Source organism: Tsukamurella sp. M9C, assembly GCF_020169415.1.
Taxonomy (GTDB): domain Bacteria; phylum Actinomycetota; class Actinomycetes; order Mycobacteriales; family Mycobacteriaceae; genus Tsukamurella.
The window spans coordinates 19451-27841 of the sequence record NZ_JAIULG010000061.1 but is presented as its reverse complement, the minus strand read 5'-3'; the positions used below and the strand labels follow the sequence as shown (position 1 = coordinate 27841).

Sequence of the window (8391 nt, the reverse complement as noted above, 5' to 3'; positions counted from 1 at the left end):
TCCGACGGGCGGCCCCTGCGGCCCCGGGTTCGACGGCATGCCGCCCGTCGGAGGCGGCGAGAAGCCGCCGGTCGCGGGCGGCGGGGTCGTCCGGGGCACGGGGTTCGACGGTGCGCGGCGCGCCGCCGGGAGCTGCTGGACCGGCTGCTGCGCGGCCGCGGGCGGAGGAGTGCGCGGCGGCGGCGGGGGCGGCGTGTTCGAGCGCGCGGCCGCCGAGAAGGTGACCGGGGCGCCGGTCCGGGGATCTCCGAACATCAACTGCTGGCTGCCGTTGAGGGCGATGGCGGGCCGGCGGACGCCGCCCACGAAGACGCCGTTCGTGCTCCGGTCCGTGAGGATCCACCCCGTCGGCCCCGCGGACGCCACGGCGTGCGTCCGCGAGACCAACGGGTGGTTGATCGTCACGTCCGATTCGAGGGTGCGCCCGAAGGTCACCGTCTTACCGGGGGCGAAGGTCAGCGTCTGCCCGTCCACAGTGACGGTGAGAACCGCGGTATCCGTACTCATCACGGAGCATTCTATTCAGATGCCGCTTGCCCTGGGCTTATGCGGCGCTTGTTGTGCAACCGCAGCGGCCCTACAGGTACTGGCCGGTGTTGTTCTCGGTATCGATCGCCCGGGAGGCGCTGGAGTTCTTGCCGGTCACCAGCGTGCGGATGTAGACGATCCGCTCGCCCTTCTTGCCCGAGATCCGCGCCCAGTCGTCCGGGTTCGTGGTGTTGGGCAGGTCCTCGTTCTCGGCGAACTCGTCGACGATGGACTCCAGCAGGTGGGTGATCCGCAGGCCGGGCTGCCCGGTCTCGAGGAACCCCTTGATGGCGTGCTTCTTCGCCCGGTCCACCACGTTCTGGATCATCGCGCCGGAGTTGAAGTCCTTGAAGTACATGACCTCCTTGTCGCCGTTGGCGTAGGTCACCTCCAGGAACCGGTTGTCGTCGGTCTCCGCGTACATCCGCTCGACGACGCGCTCGATCATCGCCTTCACGCAGGCCTCGCGGTCGCCGCCGAATTCGGCCAGATCGTCCTCGTGGATCGGGAGCTCGGGCGTGAGGTACTTCGAGAAGATGTCGATCGCGCCCTCGGCGTCGGGACGCTCGATCTTGATCTTCACGTCCAGGCGGCCGGGCCGCAGGATCGCGGGGTCGATCATGTCCTCGCGGTTCGACGCGCCGATCACGATGACGTTCTCGAGGCCCTCGACACCGTCGATCTCCGAGAGCAGCTGCGGCACGACGGTGGTCTCGACGTCCGAGCTGACGCCCGAGCCGCGGGTGCGGAAGATCGAGTCCATCTCGTCGAAGAAGACGATGACGGGCGTGCCCTCGGACGCCTTCTCACGGGCCCGCTGGAAGATCAGGCGGATGTGCCGCTCGGTCTCACCGACGAACTTGTTGAGCAGCTCGGGGCCCTTGATGTTGAGGAAGTAGGACTTGACCTCGCGCGAATCGTCGCCGCGGACCTCGGCGATCTTCTTCGCGAGCGAGTTCGCGACGGCCTTGGCGATGAGCGTCTTGCCGTTGCCGGGCGGGCCGTACAGCAGCACGCCCTTGGGCGGGCGGAGCGAGTAGTCCTTGAACAGGTCCTTGTGCAGGAAGGGCAGCTCGACGGCGTCGCGGATGAGCTCGATCTGCCGGCCCAGGCCGCCGATGTCCGAGTAGTCGACGTCCGGGACCTCCTCCAGGACCAGGTCCTCGACCTCGGCCTTGGGGATGCGCTCGAAGGCGTAGCCGGCCTTGGTGTCGACCAGCAGCGAGTCGCCGATGCGCAGCTTGCGGTTCGGCAGCCCGAACTCGTCGAGTCCGGGATCCTCGGAGGCCTGCAGCGCGAGCGGCGCGGCCAGGCGCACCACGCGCTCCTCGTCGGCGTGCCCGACGACCAGGGCGCGCGTCCCGTCGTCCAGGATCTCGCGGAGCGTGGAGATCTCGCCCACCGTCTCGTACTCGCCCGCCTCGACCACGGTCAGCGCCTCGTTGAGGCGCACCGTCTGGCCCGTGCGGAAGGTCGGCACGTCCAGGTTCGGGGAGCACGTGAGCCGCATCTTGCGGCCGGAGGTGAAGACGTCCACGGTGTCGTCCTCGTACGTGGCCAGGAGCACGCCGTAGCCCGACGGGGGCTGCCCCAGCCGCTCGACCTCCTCGCGGAGCGTGAGCAACTGGTTGCGGGCGTCGCGCAGCGTCTCGAGCAGCTTCGCGTTGCGCGTGGTGAGCGCGTCGACGCGCTCGCGCAGCACGGCCGCGGACGTGGCCTGCGGGGCGGACGAGTCCGCCGGCGCGGCCGAAGGACGGGTCGGATCCGGTTCCGTCACGAGTGAACTCCCTTTCCGTGGGGACTTCTCACGCTACCCCTTGTTGGACCGCCGCTGCGGACGCGGCGCGACCGTGCCGTCGGCCAGGCGCCGGCACGTGATGAGGAAAGCGGTGTGCCCCTGCATCCGGTGCGAGGGCCGTACCGCGAGGCCGACGACGTGCCATTCGCGCACCAGGGCCTCCCACGACCGCGGCTCGGTCCAGATCGCCTGTTCGCGCATGGCCTCGACCACCTTCGACAACTGCGTGGTGGTGGCGACGTAGACCGTGAGCACGCCGCCCGGCACGAGCGCCTTGCCGACCGCGTCGAGGACGTCCCACGGCGCGAGCATGTCGAGGACCACGCGGTCCACCTGGGGGCCGTCGTACTCGGCGAGGTCGCCGAGCTGCAGGTTCCAGTTCTCGGGGCGGCCGCCGAAGAACTCCTCGACGTTCTTCGCCGCGTACTCGGCGTGGTCCTCACGGACCTCCCAGCTCGTCACCGAGCCCTCGGGGCCCACGGCGCGGAGCAGCGAGCACGTCAGCGCGCCCGAGCCGGCGCCCGCCTCGAGCACCCGCGCGCCGGGGAAGATGTCGCCCTCGGCCACGATCTGCGCCGCGTCCTTGGGATAGATGACCTGCGCGCCGCGCGGCATCGACAGCACGTAGTCGGTGAGCAGGGGCCGCAGCGCGAGGTACGGAGTGCCGTTGACGGCCTTGACCACGCTGCCCTCGGGGGCGCCGATCAGCTCGTCGTGCCGGATGCCGCCCTTGTGCGTGTGGAACTCCTTGCCCGCCTCCAGATGGACGGTGAACTTCCGGCCCTTCGCGTCCGTCAGCTGTACTCGGTCGCCCACCACGAAGGGTCCACTGTTCGCCATAGCTGTACATCCTCCCAGGGAGCTCCGCCGATCCGGCCGCCGCGGTCGCGTCCGGGAGCGCCCAGCATCCTCCCAGCACCCCGCTCGCGGAGCGAATCCGACCTATCGGTAGGACTGGTACATGGCCGATAGCGCGTTCTTCCACCCCGCCGGGACCCTCGACGCCGACGGGTTCGAGTACGAGGTCTTCGACCCGACGCCGTCCACCGCCAGCGTGTGGGCCGCCACCATGCAGCACGGAGCGCCGCCCGCGGCGATCATGGTGCGCGCCATGGAGAAGCTGGTCGGCGAGGGCGCGCGGATCTCTCGCGTGACGATCGACCTCCTCGGCGTCGTGCCGATCACCCGGACCCGGGTGCGCGCCTGGGTCGCGCGCCCCGGACGCACCATCTCGCTCATCGCCGCGGAGATGGACTGCGTCGACGGCGCCGGCGAGTACCGCACAGTCGCGCGGGCGCAGGCGTGGGCGCTCGCCGCATCGGACACCACCGCGATCGCCCGCGACCTCTCCCCCGCCCTGCCGCCGGCCGGCGCCTCGCAGGGCGTGATGCCGGGCTTCTTCGCGCACCTCGAGGATCAGGGTTTCCTGGCCGCGTGCGACTGGAAGTTCGTCGACGGCCCCGACGGGCCGGACGGCGTCAAGCAGTGCTGGATCCGGGCGAAGATGCCGCTCGTCGCCGGCGAGGAGCCCTCGCCCCTGGTGCAGGTCTTCTCGGTGGTCGACGCCGCGAACGGCATCTCCGCCTACCTCGATCCCACCGCCGTGACCTGGATGAACATGGACATGACGGTGCATTTCCACCGGTCCCCGCGGCCCGTCGACGGCTGGGTCGGCCTGCTCGGCGACCAGCTCGTCGGGGACGAGGGCATCGGCACCACGGTCTCGCGCCTCTACGACGGCGACGGCGCCTTCGCCGTGGGCGCGCAGACGCTCCTCGTCGCCGCCCGCTGACGACCGTGGCGCGCTCCGCAGCGGAGCGCGCCGTGCGACCTCAGAACCGGCAGCTGCGGATGTCCGTCATGAGGATCGCCTTGGCGCCGAGCTCGGCGAGGTCGTCCATCACGTCGTTGGCCTCCTTGCGAAGCACCATGGCGCGCACCGCGACCCAGTTGTCGTCGGCCATGGGCGCCACCGTCGGCGACTCCAGGCCGGGCGTGACGGCGATGGCACCGTCGAGCAGGGTGCGCGGGCAGTCGTAGTCGAGCATCACGTACTGACGGCCGAAGACGACGCCCTTGAGCCGCGCCGTGAGCTGGTCGCGGGCGCGGTCCGAGTCGAGACCGACGCGCTCGATGAGCACGCCCTCGGAATCGCAGAGCGAGTCGCCGAAGGCGACCAGGTTGTTCTGGCGCAGTGAGCGGCCCGACTCCACCACATCGGCGATGAGGTCGGCCACGCCGAGCTGGATGGAGATCTCGACGGCGCCGTCGAGGCGGATCACCTCGGCGTCGAGGCCCCGGTTCGCGAGGTCGCGGCGCACGAGGTTGGGGTACGACGTGGCGACCCGCTTGCCGCCCAGATCGGCGACGGTCCACTCCTGGCCGGCCGGGCCGGCGTAGCGGAAGGTGGAGCGGCCGAAGCCGAGCGCGAGGCGCTCGGTGAACTCGGCGCCCGAGTCCAGCGCGAGGTCGCGGCCGGTGATGCCCATGTCGAGCTCGCCCGAGCCGACGTAGAGCGCGATGTCCTTGGGGCGGAGGAAGAAGAACTCCACCTCGTTGGCGTTGTCGAGGACCGTGAGGTCCTTCGCGTCGGAGCGGCGACGGTAGCCCGCCTCGCTGAGGATGGCGGCGGCGGCCTCGGAGAGCGCGCCCTTGTTCGGTACGGCGACCCGCAACATGTGAGTGGTTCCTTCGGGGAAAGTCAGAGGTAGGAGTAGACGTCGTCGAGCGTCAGGCCGCGCTTGACGAGCAGCACCTGCAGCCAGTACAGCAGCTGCGAGGCCTCCTCGGCGAGGTCCTCGTCGCTCTGATGCTCGGCGGCGATCCACACCTCGCCCGCCTCCTCGAGCACCTTCTTGCCCAGGAAATGGATACCGCGGTCCAGCGCCTCGACGGTCCCGCTCCCGGCGGGCCGCTCCTCGGCCTTGGTGGCCAACTCCGCGAACAGCGTCTCCATGGTCTTCACGGAGGTCATTGTCCCACGCGAACTAGAGTGGTCCGTGTGGAGGGCAGCGCGACCGAGGCGACGGCACCGTCGGCCCCGGATACGGAAGGGCCCGGCACCCCGCCCGCGAAGGGCGCCACTCAGTACCGGTACACCCGCGCCCTGATCCGGGCGCGACTGCGATTCGTGCGCGCCGCGCGGGACCCCGACCGCTTCCTGCGCGAGAACTACGACGAGTTCGCGTCCCGGCATCCCCTGTTCGCGTGGGCGTGGAGCCTGCTGCATCTCGACTTCGCGGGGCTGTTCGTCGGCGGTCTGTTCCTGATGAGCAGCCTGACGGTGTCGCTGCTCCCCCGGTCGTGGTTCTTCCAGGGCATCGTCTCGGGGATCAACGCGGTCATCGGCTATGCGATCGGCGTGTTCCTCAAGTGGGTGATCGTCGACCTGCTGGTGCGGGCGCATCCGATCCGCGACGATCCGCGGCGGGCCCGCTTCGTGCCGGTGTGGCGGGCGCTGATCGTGCTCGGCGTCCTCGTCGGCGGGCTGGCGATGATGGTCGCCGCGAAGCGCTGGCAGGACGACGTGCGCGCGCTCATGGACATGCCGCCCGGCTCGAACCTCTGGTACGTGTTGACGCCCATCGTCGCCTTCCTGGTGTCCGCGGCGCTGATCTCGACGTTCCGCGTGCTCCGCGACCTGGGGCTGTTCCTCGCCCGACGTGCGAACAAGTACCTGCGCGTGCCGCAGCCGGCGGCCAAAGTGCTCGGCTTCGGGCTGGTCGTGGTCCTGGTGGTCTTCACCGTCAACGACGTCGGCTTCCGCGCCTTCACCGCGACCGCGAACACCCTGGCATCGTCGACCAACGACCAGGAACTGGCCGAGTTCCCGCAGCCGACGGAGGCGTGGCGGTCGGGGTCGGAGGGCTCCGCCGCGCAGTGGTCCGGGCTGGGGAACGAGGGCCGCAAGTTCGTCTCCGGCGGGCTCCGGGCGGCCCAGATCGCCCGGTTCACCACGCGTCCCGTGACCGAGCCGGTCCGGGTCTACGTGGGACTCGAGAACGCCGACACGCCCGAGGACCGAATCGCGCTGCTGCACCGCGAGCTCGCCCGCACCGGCGCCCTCGATCGCCGCCACGTCGTGGTGGTCCCGACCACCGGATCCGGGTGGGTGAATCCGACCGCCGCGCGCGCCGTCGAGCTCATGTACGACGGCGACGTCGCCCTGGTCGCGATGCAGTACTCGTACCTGCCCAGCTGGATCTCCTTCCTCACCGACGGTGAGGCCTCGCTGCAGTCCGGGAAGCGGCTCATCGACGCGGTCGTCGCCGACGTGCGCGCCCGGCCCGCCCCGGCGCGTCCGAAGCTGCTCATCATGGGCGAGAGCCTCGGCTCGCGGGCGGGCGAGGGCGCCTTCGCCGGGCTGCCCGACATCCGCGACAAGGTCGACGGTGTCGTCTGGCTCGGTCCGCCCCAGGCGAACCCGATCCACTCGGCGATCACCGATCGCCGCGACCTGGGCACCCCCGAGGTGCTGCCCACCTACACCGACGGGCTGATCGTCCGGTTCACCGACGGGCAGCGGCCGCTGACCGGCGGCAGCGGCGGCGTGGAGTGGCTGGCGCCCCACATCGTCTACGTCCAGCACCCGTCGGACCCGGTCGTGTGGTGGTCACCGGAACTGATGCTCCGCCAGCCGGACTGGCTCCGCGAGCCGCCCGGCCGCGACCGCAGTCCCGCGATGGCCTGGTACCCGTTCGTCACGTTCTGGCAGGTCTCCGCGGATCTCGCGAACGCCGCCGGGGTGCCCGACGGGCACGGGCACAACTACGGGACCGCGATGGTCGACGCTTTCGCCGCCGTCCTACCGCCCGCCGGCTGGACGCCCGCCGACACCGAACGGGTCCGCATGGCCGTCATGGCCAGCGCCGCCATCGACGGCGCGGAGAAGTAACAGTCGGCCCGTCGTCGCGGGCCCTAACGAAAACCGTGATGCCCAACACCTTCGGGGCCTCTCAGCGAGCGCGCGACGGCCGTCGCGGCTAGCTTCCTGGAAATGAACCCACGTTGGTCAGCGATGTGCACGCTGCTCCTGCTTCCCATCGCGGGATGCGCGGCGGCGAACGACGATCCGGCCGCGAGCGAGGTGAGCTTCTCCGCCGTCGCGGGCACCTCCTCGGCGTCCGCGGCTGCACCCGCCGGCACCGTCGAACTGGCGGCCTCGGGCACGGTCTGCGGCTCCGTCGCCACCGCGCAGGACGACGCGCAGGTCGTGATCCGCAGCGGGTCGGCGAACTGCGTCCGGGTGCTGCGGGCGGCGCGGGCCTACGCCGCCGCCGCGGCGCACGCGGACGGTCAGCCCGTCACCCTTGAGACGGGCGGGTGGCGATGCGCCCCGACGGCGGAGACGCCGGCCGTCTGTCGCGCCGGCGACGCCTCGTTCAGCGTCGGCTGAGCGGCGCGAAGTCGGCCAGCCCGGCGCCCGACAGCGTGCCGAGGTGGCGGGCACCGTCGAGCACCGGCTCGGGTCCGACGGTGAGGACGGTGCACCCCGCGGCGAGGGCGGACCGCGAGCCGGTCGGCGAGTCCTCGACGGCGACGCAGTCCGCCGCGGGGAAGCCTGCGAGCTCGGCGCCGCGCAGGTAGGGATCTGGGGCCGGCTTGGGGCTGGGTACCTCGTCGCCGCAGACGGTGGCGACGAACCGGTCGCGGCCGAGGGTGCCGAGCGCGTGCTCGGTGACCTCGCGGATCGTGTTGGTGACCAGGACCAGCGGGACGTCCGCCGCGGCCAGCAGGTCCAGCGTCTCCCGGGCGCCGGGCTGCCACGGGATGCCGCCGTCGAAGAGCTCGACCACGCGGTTCGACACCCACCGCTCCGCGCCGGCGTAGTCGCGGTCCGCCTCCGGGACCTGCGCGAAGTCGAAGAGCTTGCGCAGCGCGTCCGCGGTGGCGTTGCCGAGCGTCGACTCCCGCGCCTCCGGCGTGATCTCCATGCCCAGGTCGCGGGTGAACTCGGCGACGGCGATGTCCCAGAGCTTCTCGGAGTCGAGGAGGGTGCCGTCCATGTCGAACAGGACCGCGGCGGGCAGCGACGGAGAGGTCATGCCGCCCACCCTAGGTCGGCG

Annotated in this window: 9 protein-coding genes; 3 read left to right on the top strand and 6 right to left on the bottom strand. The window is 71.2% G+C overall.

All coding sequences use genetic code 11. From position 1 onward, the window contains the following. The 3 genes from LB823_RS21330 to LB823_RS21320 form a co-directional block, all read right to left on the bottom strand. Window positions 1-507: FHA domain-containing protein (locus tag LB823_RS21330; protein WP_224651303.1), on the bottom strand; the 507-nt coding region annotated here is incomplete at its 3' end. A gap of 70 nt (window positions 508-577) precedes the next feature. Continuing rightward, complete coding sequence (arc, locus tag LB823_RS21325; RefSeq protein WP_224651301.1) at window positions 578-2305, bottom strand: proteasome ATPase; 1728 nt, start codon at window positions 2303-2305, stop codon at window positions 578-580. Window positions 2306-2338: 33 nt separating this feature from the next. Beyond that, on the bottom strand, window positions 2339-3166 hold the full coding sequence (locus tag LB823_RS21320; RefSeq protein ID WP_224651299.1) for a tRNA (adenine-N1)-methyltransferase: 828 nt from the start codon (window positions 3164-3166) through the stop codon (window positions 2339-2341). Window positions 3167-3287: 121 nt separating this feature from the next. On the opposite strand from LB823_RS21320, the gene LB823_RS21315 reads away from it, so the two are divergent. Next, window positions 3288-4118, top strand: a complete 831-nt coding sequence (locus tag LB823_RS21315; RefSeq protein WP_224651289.1) for a thioesterase family protein — start codon at window positions 3288-3290, stop codon at window positions 4116-4118. 40 nt (window positions 4119-4158) lie between these two features. On the opposite strand, the gene hisG is transcribed toward LB823_RS21315, so the two are convergent. Together hisG and LB823_RS21305 are read right to left on the bottom strand one after the other, a co-directional pair. Continuing rightward, window positions 4159-5004 carry an ATP phosphoribosyltransferase gene (hisG, locus tag LB823_RS21310; protein ID WP_224651288.1) on the bottom strand — a complete coding sequence of 282 codons (846 nt, stop codon included), beginning with the start codon at window positions 5002-5004 and terminating at the stop codon, window positions 4159-4161. A gap of 23 nt (window positions 5005-5027) precedes the next feature. After that, a complete protein-coding gene (locus LB823_RS21305; RefSeq protein ID WP_068525912.1) occupies window positions 5028-5291 on the bottom strand; it encodes a phosphoribosyl-ATP diphosphatase in 264 nt (87 codons plus the stop codon). 165 nt (window positions 5292-5456) lie between these two features. Between LB823_RS21305 and LB823_RS21300 the strand changes: the two genes are divergently transcribed. Continuing rightward, entirely contained in the window at window positions 5457-7220 is a 1764-nt protein-coding gene (locus LB823_RS21300; RefSeq protein ID WP_374201367.1) for an alpha/beta hydrolase, read from the top strand. Window positions 7221-7322: 102 nt separating this feature from the next. After that, window positions 7323-7721 (top strand): hypothetical protein, encoded by a 399-nt coding sequence (locus tag LB823_RS21295; protein ID WP_224651286.1) that lies wholly within the window; start codon window positions 7323-7325, stop codon window positions 7719-7721. Here the strand turns inward: LB823_RS21295 and LB823_RS21290 are convergent. Then, the gene (locus LB823_RS21290; protein ID WP_224651285.1) at window positions 7708-8370 is read right to left on the bottom strand and encodes an HAD family phosphatase; all 663 of its coding nucleotides are present in this window, start codon (window positions 8368-8370) and stop codon (window positions 7708-7710) included. The genes LB823_RS21295 and LB823_RS21290 overlap by 14 nt on opposite strands. Window positions 8371-8391 lie beyond the last annotated feature (21 nt).